We start from the raw sequence: 15,468 nt of genomic DNA, 5'->3' as shown, positions 1-15,468 counted from the left end.
TTTCACGGGCGGCGCCCGGTTTATCTCTTCAGGTTGACAAGGACGTCCATCAGGTCGGAACCGGTCTGGAAGACTTTCGAATTGGCGGTGTAGCTGCGCTGCGCCGCGATCATGTCGGTCAGCTCCTCGGCGATATCGACGTTGGAATTCTCGAGCGCGCCGGAGATGATGGAGCCGAGTTTGCCTTCATTGGCAAAGCCGACGCGGACCGCGCCGGAATCGGTGCCCTGCGCGTAGACGTTGCCGGGAAGGGCCTTGAGCTGGTCCGCGCTCTGCACGTCGGCCAGCGGAATCTTGTAGAGCGGCTTGGTGGAGCCGTCCTTGTACTGTGCGTAGATGGTGCCGTCCTTGCTGATCTGGACCTTGTCGATGGTGCTCGGCGCGTTGCCGTTGACCTGGGCGTCGGAAACCGTGAAGCCGGTGCCGAGCTGGGTCAGCTTCGACAGATCGAGATTGAGGCTGGCGCCGTTCGGCACGGTGAATGAAACGCCGGTGGTCGCGCCGGTCATCTTGCCGGTGGTGGTGTCGAAGGTCAGGTTGGCCGAGCCCAGCGCGCCGCCAGTATAGGGGAAGGAAGTTCCAGGCGTGGCCTTCGACTGGTCGAAGACCGATACTTCCCAGGTGCCGGGCCCGGTATTGGTGAAATAGACGTCAACCAGCACCTTGTTGCCGACATTGTCATAGGCGACCATCGAGGATTTCGAGGTGTACTGAGCGCCTGCCGAGTTGGTGGAGGGCAGGTTGCCGGCCGCGACCGGGGTCGCACCCGCCGGCAGATTGCCGGTGTAGCTGCCCTGGGTGCTTGGCGTCGCCGTCATCCCCTGGTCGGAGATGACGACGGGGACCAGCCCTTCGAAGCCGTTGACCGTCGCCGCCGGCACGCCGTTGGCGTAGCTGTAGGCCATCAGCTGGAAGCCGGCCGCGTTGACCAGCCTGCCTTGCGCATCGGGAACGAAGGCGCCGGCGCGGGTCAGGAAAGGCGTGCCGCCGGGGTCTCGGACGACAAAAAAACCATCGCCGCTGACGGCAAGGTCGGAAACGGAGGTCGTGTATTGAAGCACGCCCGGATCGCTGACCGCCTGCCGGATCGTCGTGGTGACGCCGCCGGAGTTATAGGCGCCTCCCGTGGACGGCATGATCAGCGTCGAGAATTCGGCGGAGGAGCGCTTGTAGCCGGTGGTGTCGGAGTTGGCGATGTTGTCGGCTGTCGTCGACAGGCGGTTTGCCTGAGCGTTCATGCCGGAAACGCCGGTCCGCATCATTCCGTAGAGGCTCATCGAGATGTCTCCGCAATATCCATGCCACTGGCGGCGAGGCTACGCGTCCTGTCTTGCGCGAGGCTGGCGCGGTGCCGCATCAAAACACGAGCCGGTAGCCGAGGAAGCGTTTGGAATCGATCGGGTCGGTGCCCAGCTTCTCACGCAGTTTCTTGCGCAGTTTGCTGATGTGGCTTTCGACCACGTTCTCCTCGACCTCCTCGTCGAAGATGCCGTAAATGGCATTGAAGACCTGGGTCTTGGTGACGCGGCGGCCACGGTTGCTCGCCAGATATTCCAGGATGCGGCGTTCGCGGCGCGGCAAGGGCAGCGGCTGGCCGTCGATCTCCGGATCGCGGCCGTCCATGAAGATGCGCATGGCGCCGATCTCGGTGTAGGCGACATCCTCATTCGCGCGACGGCGGATGGCGGTGATGCGGGCGAGGATCTCGCGGATGTGGACGGGCTTGCGGATGACGTCGTCGACACCGCTTTCGAACAACCGCAGCGTGTTTTCGAGCGAATGCTGCTCACTGAGCGCAATGACCGGGGCGCCGGTGCGGTCGCGGATCTGGCGCGGAGAGATGGCGCCGTCACGGCAGTCGCCGATCAGGAAGGCCCGCACCGAACGCAGGTCGGAATCGGCGGCCGAGTTCACCCACTCGCCGAATTCATTGGGCGCGAAACCGGCGCAGGCAACGCCTTCGCGGTCAAAAAGTGAATTATATCCCTCTGTTACGAGCTCTCGCTCGTCAACGATAACAATCATCGGCCCCGCCTCCGAATCAGCTCATCTGCCCCGTGAGGAAAGGCGTAACGGCTGGCGGGAATCCTGAACACCATCATTTCTTGTAACTAGTTTCTTGGGAGTCTGGAATCGCACCGGTTGCATTAGCGTACAGCCAGATAAGCCCGGGGTGGCAAGTCTTGATCAAGTCAAGGCGCGGGTCCGAAGCAGCGAGTCGGCCCATTAGAAGCAGAAAATGCGCTTATGGGTTGCAGAAGGCGCGGGCGTTGGTGGTCCATTTTCCAAAGCCGGTGGCAACCATGTTGGCGATCACCCGGCAGACATAGACCTTCTGCGCGGGGTCGTTGTCGGGACCGGCATGATAGCGGGCGACGGCCATCGACCAGGTCTCGTGGCGGGCATGGAGACTGGCCAGGAAGCGCGCCGCGTAGTCGACATTCTGGCGCGGATCGAGCATGTCCTCGACGCTGCGGAAATGCGAGGCATGGTAGTGGTGATTGATCTGCATACAGCCGAGATCGATCAGCGTCTTGCCCTCGCGCTGCGCATTGGCGAAGGTGGCGAGCGCCTCGGCGCGGCTTCTCGGGAAGATCGCTTTTCCTTCTACATTCAACGCGTTAGGCTGAAGGCTGCCTTTCTTGCCGGTTTCGGTCAGGCCGACGGCATAGAGGATGCCGGCGGGCACGCCATAGCGGTCGGCGGCGCGCAGGATCTCGGGCTCGCAAGGGTTGGTGGCGGCGATGGCACCGTTCGCGAGACTAGATAAAAATATCGCCGCCAGCGCGCTCGCGAGAAGGCGAAGCGGCGCGGCCATAATCCTGCGCGTCATCATGACTCCCCCTTGCGGATTGCTGACCTGACTGCTGGCCACCGGTCCCACTGCCGCCGCCGCCGGAGTTTCCGGGCTGAAACGATGACTGGTCACGGCCAGGTGCCGTGGTCAGGGAGGCGGTTGCATCCGTCCGGGTTGTCGCCGGAACAGCTACCGATGGTTGCATGATGGTGACCTTATCCACCTCGAATCCCAGTCCGCGCAGCGATTTCACGATCGCCTCGCTGTCGCTGGAAAGGCGGCGGTAGGCATCATGCGTTTCGGGCTTCAGTTCAATCGAAAGTTGTTCTCCCGAGAGGCGAAGATGGGCCGTCACCATGCCCAGCTCGGCCGGGTGAAGTTCGATCTTCAACACATGTGTCGGAACGGCAACAGAGCCCGCCAGATGGCTGGTCGCCGAGGCCGTTGAAAGCGCTTGGCGCGGGCCGCCATCGGCCGCTACCGCGTTGATTACGTTGAGGGCTGCCTGGCTCATCGGAGCCTGCGGCGGGGCAGGGAAGCTGCGCTCGGAAACCACGTCCATGCGCGCCGATGCCGGGAGCTGTTTTCCTGGATCGGACCGCAGCGAGGACTGAACGTCGGCGATGGACTTCGGCTGCGGCGCCGCCTGTTTCGGCTCCGCGCCCGGCACCTCGGCCGGCTCCGTCTCGGAGAGCGGGCCAGCGGCGATCGCATTCTCACGCCTTGGCGCGCCAGCGGCGGTATCGCGGACGGACTGGACGTCGAGCTTCGTCAGCGGCCCGTCGACGAGCGATGCCCGCTCGGGCTTCGACATGGGTTCGAGGTCGTCGTGCCCGGCGACGGATTTCGCCCGATAGGCCTTAGGCACGACTTGCCCCTCGGGCGGCGGCTCCTGCCCGGTTTCGCTTGCATCGGCCGACGTGGCAGATGTCGAGAAGTGGCGCAGCTCATGAAACGCCATCAGCAGCGGCAGATGGTTGTCGAGCGGTACGGCGCCAGGCGCCGGCGTTTCGGCATCCGCGTCCTTGTTCGTCCCAACGTCCTTGCCGTCTTTCATCGATTTCGCGGCCGGCAAGCCGGCGGACGCGGCTCTCGTCTTGCCGGCCGGCATCGGTTCGTCCTCGCCGGCTTGCGCCGCAAGGCCGGCGGCAAGCTTGCTCCAGCGCGGATCGCGCGACCCGGCCTCGGCCGCCGGCTGCTTTTCCGAGTGGGCCGGGGTTGCGCCGCCGCGCACCATCTTGCCGAAACCAGCATCATCCGTCTTTCCGGGCGTGGCCGGCTGCTCCGCCGTCGTACGCGCGGTGGTAAATCCTGGCAGGGCCGGGCCGAGGCTGGGGGTCATTTCGGGGCGGCTCCAAGCATCTGGTCGATCAGGTCGAGCTGTCGACGGGTCTTCATCATGGCGGCGTCGGTCGGATCGGTTGTGCCGGGACCGGCAGAGGTGGCTGGCGCCGATGCAGGCAGGACCGTCGCTGAATCGGCTGCAGGCGCCGAAGCCGGCGCGGCGGCCTTTGTGCCGGATGGCGCAATGGCGGGCTGCTCGGAGACGGCACCCTCGACAGGCGGCAACCCGGCAGCGTCGTCGGCCTTTACGGCGGTGGCTTCGGGTTCGGGCGACGCGGCTGCCCTGGTGGCTGGAAGGGAAGCCGGTGGCGCCACCACCTCACCGGCGATGGTCTGCGCGGCGTCGAGCAGGGCGCGGTCACCGTCCGACAGCCTGCTGCGGTCGATCTTGCCGAGCTTGGCGCGAACATCTGCGATGGTGCCCGAGGTCACGGTGGACAGGCTGGAGTAGAGCAGGGCGCGCGGATCGCCATGGTTGGTGCTGCCGTCGCGGCCCTGCACGGCCCGCGCCGAGGCGAAGGCCGACAATTCGCCAAGACCGTCGATCGCGGCACGGCGGGCGATGCGCAGATAGATCACTTTCTCCCGCTCGGGATCCATCATCGAGGTGATGTCGGCAAGCTTGTCCTGGCTGATCGACATGTGCAGCGCAATGACGCCGGACACGAAGGAATCCGCGAACTGGCTGGCATAGGGCGAATAGAGATAGCGCTCGACATACTGGGTGGAGGCAAGCGCGAAACGCGCCGCATCGCCCTGCGCGGCGGCAATGCCGACCGAACGCCGCAAGGCGGCTTCCTCGACCAGCGTGCCGGGGCTGAGAAGTCTGGCCTCGTCGAGCAGTGTGAGCGCCACCGCCGGTTGATCTCCGGCAAGCAGCGACCCTTTGACCAGGGCAAGGAATGCGCCGAGATCGCCGGAGAGCATCATCGGATCGATCGGCGTCAGCGCTTCGATCGCCTCGCCGGGGCGGCCGTTGAGATAGTCGATGACGCCCCTGGCGATGGCAAGGTTCGGCGGATCAGCGGCGGCGCGCGAGACGGCCGCCTCGACGGTCACCGGATTGCCGCCGCTCATGCCGTAGACCAGGAGCGCGCGAAAATTCCTGGCGTCCTTGAAGTCCTCCGCATCCGCTTCGCGCAGGCGCGTATCGGTCATTTCGAGCAGCTTGGCCTGCATCGGCATCGCGGCGTGATCGCCGGCGGCGATGCGGTCCTGGATGAGTTGCAGCGAGCGCACGAGCTGGTAAGGCTGCAGCGTGTCCTGGGCGAAGCCGGCGGACGGATATCCGGCGGCCAGCAGCAACAGGCCCATCAAGCGACTGATGACGGCCGCCCGCTTCATCCGCCGGTCGCCATCAGGATCTCGATGCGGCGATTGACCGCCGACATGGGATCGGCGGGATCCTTCGGCTGGCGGTCCGCGAAGCCGGCAACCTCGGTAATGCGGCGTTCGTCGACGCCGCCGCGCACGAGCATGTAGTAAGCGGAATGCGCCCGCGCCGTCGATAGCCGCCAATTGTCGTAGCTGGCGCTGCGGAAGGGCCGCGCATCGGTGTGGCCATCGATGCTGATCGTCCCCTTCTGGCTGTTGACGATGCGGCCGATCTTTTCCATCGCCAGCACCAGCTCGCGGCGCGGCAGCGCCGATCCAATTTCGAACATGCCGAAGTCGAGCTGATCGGTGATCGATATGACGATGCCTTTGTCGGTGGCTTCGACGGAGACGCCGTCATGCAGCTTGTCGCCAGGCTTGAAGGCATCGGCCAGCTGGCGCTTGACCTCGGCGGCGGCTTTCAGCGCGGCGGCGGTCGGTGCCTTTTCCGCGGCCCCGGGCTTTGCAGCCTCTTGCCGCGCGACGGTCGCATCCATCGCCTTGCCACCGGCCGCCATTGCGTCGCTGGCTTTGGCGTCGCTGGCCTTGGTTGCGCCGGCCTTGGCCATGGCGGCGTCCATGTCATCCTGTGCCAGGGGCTCGAGCGGTGCGTCCTCGACCGGCGGTGCCGGCGGCACGGCCTTGACCTTGGCGACCTGTGTCTCGGCAGCCTTGTCGCCGGGCTTGAGCGGGTCGCCCTCGATCCTGGGGCGCTGGGCGCTTGCCTCGGCGACGGGCGCGGCGACCTGCTGCGACCAGAAATCCGGCTCGAAGGGATCACGGTAGGACGCGCCGCCGGAGGCGCCGGTCGCGGGACCGGCATTTTGCGCGCCGCCGTCGCCCTTCTGGCTGACATTCTGCATGACGCCGGTGTCGGTGGCGATCTCGGACAGCACCGCGTAAGGGTCGGCGAAGAGATGATCGTCGGTCTGTTGCGGCTGCTGTGCCTGCTGCTTGTCCTGCTTGCGGTTGGACGAGCCCGCGGCGCCGATGCCATCCTGCCCGGTCTTGATGGTCGCGTCCTGCGGCTCGTCGGCGGTCAGCCCGACCGAGCGCGGCCCATTGCCGAGATCCTTAAGGCCCTTGCGGCTCGACTCACGGTCGACGAGCTTGACGGGATTGAAGTAGCTGGCCACGGCCGTCTTGGTCTGCTCGTTGGCGGCGTTGATCAGCCACATGACCAGGAAGAAGCACATCATCGCGGTCATGAAGTCGGCGAAGGCGATCTTCCAGACGCCGCCATGGTGGCCCTCGTCATGGTCGTCATGCCCCCGGCGCACGATGATGATCTCGTGCTTGCCATGATCGGCTTCGGCGACGCTCATGACAGGACCTCGGAGAGGGTTGCCGACCATTCGGCCATGCGTGTCTCGAATACGGCCTCGTCAATGGTGACCGTCAGGTCGAAGCCGGGCGCCTCGACGAAGTCGAGATGTGCAGCGCGGGCGCCAAGCGATGCCTTCAGGGTTTCGAACAGCGACAGCGGCCCACGGACGGCGACGCGCACCGCTTCGCCGTCGCCGACGGCTTCGCGAACCGCGCTGGCGAGCGCTTCAAGCGAGCGCCGCTGCAGATCGTCGCTGACCACGCCGCCAATGATGCGGGCGACCGTTGCGGCGACAAGATCCGTCACGCGCGCCTCCATGGCGTCGATGCGCGAGGAGACCGCCTTGCCGATATCGCCGCCGAAGCTCTCGAGAAAGATCCTTGCTTCCTCGGCATGCGCCTGGCGCTCGGCTTCCAGCGCTGCGTCATGGGCGCCCGAGAGCCGTTCGGCGAGCGTCGCCTCCGCCTGGGCGACCGCCTCGGCGATCAGCGTGCCGATATCGGCCTGCGGCTCGGATGCTTCCGGCTTGTGCTCGGTCGCGGCCTGAGCCTGGCTGACGCGTGGCGCGCGCGGACCGAAATCGGGGAGAAGATCGAAAAGGGCTGCGGAGGGCATGGTTTACGCCGCGACTTCCTGGGCCGCCCATTTGCGCAGGATCTGCGCGGTGCGCTCCTCGTTGATGTCGACCATGCGGGCAAGCCGCTCCTGCGGTGCCGGCCTGATCTTCTGGCGAAGATCATCGAGCGGGGTGGCGCCGGGCCGCGCGCCCGGCAAGGCGCCGATGGCGACACCTGCGTCGGCGGCGGCGGCTGCCTCCGGTGTCGGCAGCGAACGCTGGACCTCGTCGAAATTGGGCCCCGCTATGGCGGGCGTCGCCCTTGCCGTCAGTGCCGCCGCCATCGGCCGCAGGCCGAAGAAGGCCACCAGGAACACGACGACGATGAAGGCGCCGGCGTTGATTAGCGTGCCGGCATGCTGACCGATCGAATCGAGCATTCCAGCCTGCGGGATCGCCTCGCCGTCCAGCCCATCGATGAACTCGACCGCCGAGACGTCGACGACGTCGCCGCGCTTGTCGTCGAAACCGGTGGCCGATGCCACCATCTTCTGGATATCGGCGACGCGCTTGGCTATCTGGTCCGGCGTCGCGTCCTTGCCCAGGATCGCCTTCAGCCGGTCCTGGTTGACGACGACGGCGATCGACATCTTGGTGACGGTGTAGCCGTTGGAGACGGTGGCGATCTTCTTGGAGTTGATCTCGTAGTTGGTGATCTCTTCCTTGCGGTCGTTCTGCGAGGAGGATTGCGGGCCTTCGGTCGCCGTCGCCTGGGTCTCGGGCAGGTTCTGCTCGACGCTGGCGGGGGTGGAGGCCTGCCTCTGGTTGTTGTTCTCATTGGCGCGCACCGATTGCACCGAGCGCTCGACGCGGGAATTCGGATCGAAGATGGTCTCTTCCGTCTGGCGGGTGTCGGTGTTGATCTCGGCCTTGACGCTGGCGCGGAAGTTGTCGGGCCCGAGATAGGGGGTGAGTGCGCGGCGGATATTGTCGCCGATCTGTGCCTCGACAGTCTGCTCGACACCGAGCGTACGGGCGGCACTGGTGTTGGAGGGATCATCCCCGGCGGCCAGCAGGTTGCCGTTGGAGTCGAGCACCGTCACCTTGTCGGCCGACAGGCCAGGCACGGCGGCGGCGACGAGATGGCGGATCGACTGGGCGCTTTTCTCGGCATCGATGCCGGCATAGCGGATGACGACCGATGCGGAAGGCTGCTGCTCGTCGCGGCGGAAATTGGCGCGCTCGGACATGACGATGTGGACACGTGCCGCCTTGATGCCCGATATCGACTGGATGGTGCGGGCGATCTCGCCTTCCAGCGCACGCACGCGGGTAATCTGCTGCATGAAGGAGGTGAGGCCGAGCGAGCCGACATTGTCGAACAGTTCGTAGCCGGCATTGGCGCTGGTCGGCAGGCCCTTTTCGGCGAGCAGCATGCGCGCCTGCGCCGTGGTGCCGGCCGGCACCAGCACGGAGGTCCCGTCGGCGCCGACATCGAAGCCGATGCCGGCCTCGCCCAGCACCAGGCCGATCTGGTTCACGTCGGAGCGATCGAGCCCGACATAGAGCGTGTCGTAGGCGGGGCGGTTGAGGTAGACCGAGGCGATGCCGATGACGCCCATCACCAGAACGGCGATGCCCGCCAGCATGGCGAGGCGCCTCACACCAAAACCGCGGAGATTCGAGATGATGCTCTGGATCTGTTCCGGCACGATTCAGCGACTCCCAGCATGACTGTCCGCCGGAACACTAGCCCCCGAAGCTTGTGCGAAAATGAAATCGGGCCGCGCTTGCGGCGCGGCCCCTTGAATTGGAAATGGGAGTATCCGCCAGCTAGGGCGGAACTAGCCATTCTTGAACAGCGACAGGATCGACTGCGAGGAACTGTTGGCTATCGACAGCGACTGGATGCCGAGCTGCTGCTGCACCTGCAGGGCCTGGAGGCGGGTCGATTCCTTGTTCATGTCGGCATCGACGAGCTGACCGACGCCGCGGTCGATGGAATCCATCAGGCTCTGGGTGAAGGTCTTCTGCAGATCGATGCTGCTCTTGGCCGCCCCGAGGATCGTGGCTGAGTCGGTCAACTGGCTCATCACCTTGTCGATCTTGCCGATCATCTGGGTGATGATGTCGTCGGTGACGCCGGCCGCCGTGATGTCGAGATTGTAGGCGGAGACGTTGTCGATCTTGGCGGGGGTACCGGTGACGGCGGCCTGGCCGGCGGTGTTTGCGGCGATGTCCGTGGCTCCGCCCGCGATCGCGGTGGCATAGGCCGTATCGTACTGGCTCTGGGCGGCCGCGGTGGAATAGACCGAGGTCTGGCGGTCGAGCGTGCCTTGGTTCTTGACGTCGGTGGCGAGGCCGGAATCGAACAGCTTGGTGCTCTCGATGTCGATGTCGATCGTTCCAAGCGAGATGGCGCCCGACGAGGAACGATTGAAGGACGAGACGATCTTGGCGTCGGGCTGCACGCCGTCATTGGGCGCGGCGACCTGCTTCGACGTCACCGAAAGGAAATTCGAACCGGAGAACGTAGCGGCATCGGCGAAGGACTTCATCTGCGCCTGGAGCGTCGTGATTTCGGTCTGCGTCTTTGCCTTGGCGGCATCCGTCTGGCCGACAGTGGAAAGCAGCTTGGTCTTGATCTGGCCGATCGTCGTCAGGACATTGTTCATGCCGGTGTAGGCGGTGTCGACCTTCGAGGCGCCGAGGCCGAGCGCGTCCTGCACGGTCGACAGTGCCTGGTTGTCCGAGCGCATCGTCGTGGCGATCGACCAGTAGGCGGCGTTGTCGGAGGCCTCGGAGACCTTGTAACCGGTGGAGATACGGGCCTGTGTCTGTTGAAGCGATTTGTTGGTGGCGTTGAGGCTTTGAAGTGCTGTCAACGCCGCAGCGTTTGTCATGATGCTCGCCAAGAAACTCGCTCCTTCTTCCCAGGCCGGTCTTTCTCAAAAACCGGCATTTCCCTCGCGAGCGTTCGCCCGCCCATGGATTGCCGTCGCGCCCACCGGCCGATTCGCCAATCCGTTGTAAGCTATTGGTTAACCATGACTAGCGCGTTATGGTTAACGGCCTGTTAAAGGCTCGCTTTCGAGGGTTAAGGACCGAGGGTTGCGCGGGGCTGGAGCAAACGCAAAACGGGCCGCGCTTTTGGCGCGGCCCGTTGTTTACTGCGCTCTAGGTTGAGCGAAGTGGATTAGCGGAAGAGCGACAGGATCGACTGCGAGGAGCCGTTGGCGATCGACAGCGCCTGGACGCCGAGCTGCTGCTGAACCTGCAGCGCCTGGAGGCGGGTCGATTCCTTGTTCATGTCGGCATCGACGAGCTGACCAACGCCGCGGTCGATGGAGTCCATCAGGCTCGACGTGAAGGTCTTCTGCAGGTCGATGGAGCTCTTGGCAGCACCGAGCTTGGTGGCTGCGGTCGTCATGTCCTTGAGCGCGGCGTCGACGACGGTCATCATCTGCGAGATCTGGCTATCGCTGGCGGCCTTGCCACCCGAGAAGATGGCCAGGCTGGCGACCGAATAGGTGTCGGTAGCCGCCGCGGGAGCGCCGAGCGTCGGGGCCGAGGCCGTTGTGACCGCGGCGCCGGTGGCGCCGAGGCGGTCCGTGTCCAGAATGCCCTTGGCCGTCGGCGCCGCGCCGCCGTCATAGAGCTTGATGCTTTCCACGTTGACGTCGATCGTCGAGATCGAAACAGCACCGGTGGCGTCGCGGTTGAAGGCCGAAACGATCTTCACGTCGGCCGCCGTGCCCGAAGCGGTGGACAGCGAAAGCATGTTGGTGCCGGAGAAGGTGGCGCCGTCGGCATAGGCCTTCAACTGATCCTGAAGCGCCTTGATTTCGACCTGAGTCTTTTCCTTGGAGGCGTCGGTCTGGCCGTAGGACGCGGTCAGCTTCTGCTGGATCGTGTTGATGGTGGTGATCGCGCTGTTCATGCCGGTGTAGGCGGTGTCAACCTTCGAGGCGCCGAGGCCGAGCGAGTCCGAAACGGTGGACATCGCCTGGTTGTCGGAGCGCATCGTGGTCGCGATCGACCAGTAGGCGGCGTTGTCGGAAGCCTGGGAGACGCGATAGCCCGTCGAGATGCGGGCCTGCGTGTCCTGGAGGGATTTGCTGGTGGCGTTGAGGCTCTGCAGCGCCGTCAACGCGGCGGTGTTCGTCATGATGCTGGACATGGCTACTCATACCTTGATTTTACAGGTGTTTTTTTGACATACCGGCTTGTCCGGTATGACGGAGCGGCATCATGCCAATGATCGTCGAAAGAGATCACCCGCCATCTGCGAGCGACTATGGCGGCGAGTTCCTACCAAAGACCTAAATCGGACGGTTAATCGAAAATAATCTGGGAATTCGATGATGGTTCCCGCACCGCCTACCCTCGTCGGTAGACGGTGCCTTTTGCCGGGGCCGTGGGACGGAAACGATCAGGTGAAGGAGCGCACCAGGCTGCCGACAAGCAGGTTCCAGCCGTCGATCAGGACGAAGAACAGGATCTTGAATGGCAGCGACACCACGGTGGGCGGCAGCATCATCATGCCCATCGCCATCGTGATGGTGGCGACGATCAGGTCGATGACCAGGAATGGCAGCACGATCAGGAAGCCGATTTCGAAGCCGCGCCGGATCTCGGAGATCATGAAGGCCGGCACCAGGATGCGCAGGTCGACCGTGTCGCGCGAGACGGTCTGGCCGCGCTCGCGGGCGAGGTCGGCGAAAAGGTCGAAGTCCTTGTCGCGCACATTGTGCAGCATGAAGGTTCGGAACGGATCCGAGATCTTCTCGAAGGCCTCGGTCTGGCTGATCTGGTTGTCCATCAGCGGCTTGACGCCAGTGTTCCAGGCCTGGTCGAAGGTCGGCGCCATGACATAGAAGGTCATGAACAGCGACAGCGAAATGAGGATGAGGTTGGCCGGCGTCGACTGCAGGCCGATGCCGGCGCGCAGGATCGAGAAAGCGATGACGAAGCGGGTGAAGCTCGTCACCATGATCAGCAGGCCCGGCGCCACCGACAGCACCGTCAGCAGGCCGAACATCTGGATGATGTAGCCGACGGTGGTGCCATCGGCCTTGCCGATGCCGCCAAGGTCCAGTTGCTGGGCCGCCGCGACGGAGGTGGCAGCGCCGATCAGCGCCGCGGCAAGAAGGAATTTCCTCATTCGAGCAGCAATGTCCTGATGAGTACCTGTTTGGCGTGGCCCTGACTGCGGATCGAGGCGCGTTCCTCGAGATCGGCTTTCAGGTGCTGGTAACCGCTGGCGCCTTCGATCTGGTGCATCTTCAAGGTACGCACGAAGGCCAGAAGGTCCTGCTGGATGTCCTCCGCCATCGCCGGCGGCTGCGGCGCGTCATAGACCACGGATGCTTCCATCCTGATCCAGGTGTCGGCGGGCGAGGCGATGTTGGTGGTGATCGGCGCCAGTGCCACGAGCGTCGGCCCCGTGCCCGGCTGTTGCGCGGCGGCGGGCTGGGCGACCTTGCCCTCGTTCTCCGGCGCGACCGGTACCGACTCGGGTCCTCCGACGCCCTTGAGATAGCCGCCGGACAGCCAGCCCATGCCGATGGCGGCGGCCGTCACCACCAGCAGCATGGCGCCCTGGACGGCAAGGGAAGGTCCCTTGCGAGGCTGAAGCTGTTCGACATTGGCCACGCTGTTCTCCAATCCCTAGAACGGAAGAACCTGGTCGAGAACCTGCTGGCCGTAGGCCGGCTGCTGGATCTCGGTGATGCGGCCGCGTCCGCCGTACGAGATGCGCGCCTCGGCGATGCGCTCGTAGGGGATCGTGTTCTCGGCACCGATATCGGCCGGCCGCACGATGCCGGCGATGGTCAGCACCCTGAGTTCGGCGTTGACGCGCACCTCCTGCGAACCGGTGATCATCAGATTGCCGTTGGGCAGGACGTCGGTGACGATGGCCGCGACATTGAGCTCCAGCGTTTCCGATCGCTTGATCTCGCCGTCAGCAGTGGTGTCCGTGGCCGAGTTGAGCGCGCCTGAACCCTTGCCGGCTGTGCTGAGCTTGTCCCATTGCGCGCTGATGTCGAAACCGAGCTTGCGGTTGGCGGTGCGGCTTCTGTCGTTCTGGTTCTTGAAGTTGGCGCGGTCGTTGATGCTGATCTTGACGGTCAGGATGTCGCCCTGCGACAGCGCCCGGGGGTCTGTGAACAGCCGGCTCTGGCGATCGTTCCAAAGCGAGAATTTCTTGACCGGCGCGCGTGGCGACTCCGGGTATTTGTAGAGGGAGCCGGTGTTGCCGCCATCGATGCCGGAGCCGACCGGCGACAGCGCCGGTTCCTTGCCGACCTCCCTGAGGTTGGTTCCGCAGCCGGACAGCGCTGCGACCGCGCACAGGATGAGCACTCTGCGGATCATGACGGATCTACCCTTCGGGCTGCGCTGGCCATGATGCCGGTGAGCGTCGCCGCCGCCTTCTGGTCCATTTCGTTGAGAATGACACTGGCCTTGCGCGAATCGAGCTTCATCAGGATGGCCGCGGCCAGGTCTGCGTTGACGATCGCCAGGCGTTCGGCCGCGGCATCGGGCTTCATGCCGGCATAGATCTTGACGACGCCGTCCTCTGCCCGGGCCAGGAAGACCTCGCGCCGCTTCAGCCACGTCTCGTATTCGGCCTTCTTCTCGTCCAGCGCCTTCATGCGCTGGTCGATGCCGGCCTGGAGCTGCTTCAGTTCTTCTGCCTGCAAGGCATAGCGGCGGTCGCGGGCGGCGTCGGCGATGTTGGAGCAGAAGCGCTCGATCTCGCTTTGGTCAGGTGCCTTTTCCCGCGTCAATTGTCGCGGCGCCATCGCGGGCTGCGCTCCGGGCAGAACCTGGCGAACGGTGTCCTCGGCGTCCGCGCCGCCGGAAAAGGACATGGCCGCGAGAGCTGCTGCCGCGAACAGGATTGCGCGGGAGCGGCGCCTTTCAGGAGATGAGAGGGGAAGGATCATCGGCATCGCCTATTGGAGAACCAGATCGGCTTGCAGGGCGCCGGCCGACTTGATGCCTTGCAGGATGGCAATGATGCCGTCCGGCTTGACGCCGAGACGGTTGAGGCCGGAAACGAGGGTTTGCAGGTCGGGCCCGTCGAGCACGGCGACGCGGCCGTTGGGCCGGCTGGCGTCGATGGCGGTGAACGGCTCGACGGCGGTTTCGCCCTTGGAGAAAGGTTCAGGCTGCACGACACGCGGCGCTTCGGTGATGCGCACCGTCAGTGTGCCGTGGCTGATGGCGACGCGCGAGATCTTGACGTCGTTGCCGATGACGATGGTGCCGGTGCGCTCGTCGATGACGACGCGGGCCGGCGTGTCGGACTCGACCACCAGATTCTCGATCTCGGCATAGAAGCGGGCCGCCGATATGCTCTTCGGCCTCCTGATCTGTACGGTGCGGGAATCGCGCTCGGCCGCCACGCGCATGCCAAAGCGCTGGCTGGTGTAATCGTTGACCGCGTCGGCGATACGGATGGCGGTCGAAAAATCGGGATTGCGCAATTGCAGCGTCAGCGTCGGCTGGTCGTCGAATTCGGCCTTCACCGATCGCTCGACAATCGCGCCGTTCGGTACCCGGCCGGCGGTTGGCACGCCCTGCGTCACTTGCTGGGCCTGACCCTGGGCGGTGAAGCCGGAAACGATGACCGCGCCCTGGCCGACGGCATAGATCTCGCCGTCCGCAGCCTTCAGCGGCGTCATGATCAGCGTGCCGCCTGAAAGCGACGTCGCGTCGCCCATCGAGGAGACGTCGATATCGATGCGGGCGCCCGATTGCACATAAGGGGGCATATTGGCGGTGACGATGACGGCGGCGACGTTCTTGGCGCGCGCGCTGCCCCCCTCGGTGGCGATGCCGAGATTTTCGAGCATGGCGCGGATCGACTGCTCGGTGAACGGCGAATTGCGCAGGCTGTCGCCAGACCCGGCGAGCCCGATGACAAGGCCGTAGCCGACGAGCTGGTTGTCACGCGAGCTCTGCAGCTGGGCGATGTCCTTGATGCGCGAGGCGACCTGGCCCGGTGGCAGCGAGCTTGGCCCGGACGACACGCGGAACATGCGGGTGGTGGTGGCCGGA

At 64.9% G+C, this 15,468-nt stretch carries 15 protein-coding genes; all 15 read right to left on the bottom strand.

Going from position 1 to position 15,468, the window contains the following annotated elements; all coding sequences use genetic code 11:
• Nucleotides 1-20: 20 nt before the first annotated feature.
• Nucleotides 21-1,277 (bottom strand): flagellar hook protein FlgE, encoded by a 1,257-nt coding sequence (locus tag FJ930_RS04675; protein WP_141835301.1) that lies wholly within the window; start codon nt 1,275-1,277, stop codon nt 21-23.
• A gap of 79 nt (nt 1,278-1,356) precedes the next feature.
• Nucleotides 1,357-2,025 (bottom strand): response regulator transcription factor, encoded by a 669-nt coding sequence (locus FJ930_RS04670; RefSeq protein ID WP_140742079.1) that lies wholly within the window; start codon nt 2,023-2,025, stop codon nt 1,357-1,359.
• 220 nt (nt 2,026-2,245) lie between these two features.
• A complete protein-coding gene (locus FJ930_RS04665) occupies nt 2,246-2,833 on the bottom strand; it encodes a transglycosylase SLT domain-containing protein (protein WP_181176349.1) in 588 nt (195 codons plus the stop codon).
• Complete coding sequence (locus FJ930_RS04660) at nt 2,763-4,139, bottom strand: flagellar hook-length control protein FliK (protein ID WP_141835298.1); 1,377 nt, start codon at nt 4,137-4,139, stop codon at nt 2,763-2,765. Before FJ930_RS04660 ends, FJ930_RS04665 begins: the two co-directional genes overlap by 71 nt.
• The gene (locus FJ930_RS04655; RefSeq protein ID WP_141835295.1) at nt 4,136-5,485 is read right to left on the bottom strand and encodes a chemotaxis protein MotC; all 1,350 of its coding nucleotides are present in this window, start codon (nt 5,483-5,485) and stop codon (nt 4,136-4,138) included. Before FJ930_RS04655 ends, FJ930_RS04660 begins: the two co-directional genes overlap by 4 nt.
• Nucleotides 5,482-6,840, bottom strand: a complete 1,359-nt coding sequence (locus FJ930_RS04650) for a MotB family protein (RefSeq protein ID WP_141835293.1) — start codon at nt 6,838-6,840, stop codon at nt 5,482-5,484. Before FJ930_RS04650 ends, FJ930_RS04655 begins: the two co-directional genes overlap by 4 nt.
• Nucleotides 6,837-7,457, bottom strand: coding sequence for a hypothetical protein (locus FJ930_RS04645; protein WP_141835290.1), 621 nt, complete (start codon nt 7,455-7,457; stop codon nt 6,837-6,839). The genes FJ930_RS04650 and FJ930_RS04645 overlap by 4 nt, the downstream gene beginning before the upstream one ends.
• Nucleotides 7,458-7,460: 3 nt before the next feature.
• Nucleotides 7,461-9,110: a flagellar basal-body MS-ring/collar protein FliF gene (gene fliF, locus FJ930_RS04640; protein WP_141835288.1), complete on the bottom strand. Its 1,650-nt coding sequence runs from the start codon at nt 9,108-9,110 to the stop codon at nt 7,461-7,463.
• A gap of 132 nt (nt 9,111-9,242) precedes the next feature.
• Nucleotides 9,243-10,313, bottom strand: a complete 1,071-nt coding sequence (locus FJ930_RS04635) for a flagellin (protein ID WP_141835285.1) — start codon at nt 10,311-10,313, stop codon at nt 9,243-9,245.
• 281 nt (nt 10,314-10,594) lie between these two features.
• Nucleotides 10,595-11,578 (bottom strand): flagellin, encoded by a 984-nt coding sequence (locus FJ930_RS04630; protein WP_141835282.1) that lies wholly within the window; start codon nt 11,576-11,578, stop codon nt 10,595-10,597.
• 252 nt (nt 11,579-11,830) lie between these two features.
• Nucleotides 11,831-12,562: a flagellar type III secretion system pore protein FliP gene (gene fliP / locus FJ930_RS04625; protein WP_140690344.1), complete on the bottom strand. Its 732-nt coding sequence runs from the start codon at nt 12,560-12,562 to the stop codon at nt 11,831-11,833.
• Nucleotides 12,559-13,053: a flagellar basal body-associated FliL family protein gene (locus tag FJ930_RS04620; protein ID WP_141835279.1), complete on the bottom strand. Its 495-nt coding sequence runs from the start codon at nt 13,051-13,053 to the stop codon at nt 12,559-12,561. Before FJ930_RS04620 ends, fliP begins: the two co-directional genes overlap by 4 nt.
• A 15-nt stretch (nt 13,054-13,068) precedes the next feature.
• A complete protein-coding gene (gene flgH, locus FJ930_RS04615) occupies nt 13,069-13,776 on the bottom strand; it encodes a flagellar basal body L-ring protein FlgH (RefSeq protein WP_141835275.1) in 708 nt (235 codons plus the stop codon).
• The gene (locus FJ930_RS04610) at nt 13,773-14,357 is read right to left on the bottom strand and encodes a MotE family protein (protein WP_140742099.1); all 585 of its coding nucleotides are present in this window, start codon (nt 14,355-14,357) and stop codon (nt 13,773-13,775) included. Before FJ930_RS04610 ends, flgH begins: the two co-directional genes overlap by 4 nt.
• A gap of 3 nt (nt 14,358-14,360) precedes the next feature.
• Entirely contained in the window at nt 14,361-15,449 is a 1,089-nt protein-coding gene (locus tag FJ930_RS04605) for a flagellar basal body P-ring protein FlgI (RefSeq protein ID WP_246676815.1), read from the bottom strand.
• Nucleotides 15,450-15,468 lie beyond the last annotated feature (19 nt).

Origin of the sequence: Mesorhizobium sp. B2-4-15, from assembly GCF_006658505.1 — a bacterium.
Classification (GTDB): domain Bacteria; phylum Pseudomonadota; class Alphaproteobacteria; order Rhizobiales; family Rhizobiaceae; genus Mesorhizobium.
The sequence above is the reverse complement of the archived record's forward strand: the minus strand, read 5'-3'. Positions and strand labels throughout refer to the sequence as shown.